At 51.7% G+C, this 530-nt stretch carries 5 tRNA genes; all 5 read left to right on the forward strand.

Going from position 1 to position 530, the window contains the following annotated elements:
* Window positions 1-54: 54 nt before the first annotated feature.
* The 5 genes from ACN6NE_RS31040 to ACN6NE_RS31060 all read left to right on the forward strand — a co-directional run bounded on the left by ACN6NE_RS31040 (window position 55) and on the right by ACN6NE_RS31060 (window position 502).
* Window positions 55-130: transfer RNA gene (locus ACN6NE_RS31040), tRNA-Lys, on the forward strand.
* Window positions 131-143: 13 nt separating this feature from the next.
* Window positions 144-225 (forward strand) — tRNA-Leu (locus ACN6NE_RS31045).
* A 19-nt stretch (window positions 226-244) separates the two neighbouring features.
* Window positions 245-319 (forward strand) — tRNA-Gly (locus tag ACN6NE_RS31050).
* 8 nt (window positions 320-327) lie between these two features.
* Window positions 328-401: transfer RNA gene (locus tag ACN6NE_RS31055), tRNA-Cys, on the forward strand.
* Between the two features lie 12 nt (window positions 402-413).
* Window positions 414-502, forward strand: a tRNA-Leu gene (locus ACN6NE_RS31060).
* Window positions 503-530 lie beyond the last annotated feature (28 nt).

The following is a 530-nucleotide window of genomic DNA, read 5'->3' on the forward strand; positions in this document are numbered from 1 at the left end:
ACGGATTTTGATTCCGTCATGCGTTGGTTCGAATCCAGCTAGCCCAGCCATAGAGAGCCATTAGCTCAGTTGGTAGAGCATCTGACTTTTAATCAGAGGGTCGAAGGTTCGAGTCCTTCATGGCTCACCAGTTATATTTACACGCGGGTGTGGCGGAATTGGCAGACGCGCTAGACTTAGGATCTAGTGTCTTATGACGTGGGGGTTCAAGTCCCTTCACCCGCATCTTAATTTAGATAAATGCGCGGAAGTAGTTCAGTGGTAGAACACCACCTTGCCAAGGTGGGGGTCGCGAGTTCGAACCTCGTCTTCCGCTCCATATATATTGGCGGCATAGCCAAGTGGTAAGGCCAAGGTCTGCAAAACCTTTATCACCGGTTCAAATCCGGTTGCCGCCTCCACGTATAAGTCCTGCCGGGGTGGTGGAATTGGCAGACACACAGGACTTAAAATCCTGCGGTAGGTGACTACCGTGCCGGTTCAAGTCCGGCCCTCGGCACCATTTTAATAAGCGCCCGTAGCTCAATTGG

Source organism: Priestia sp. 53B2 (assembly GCF_056099005.1).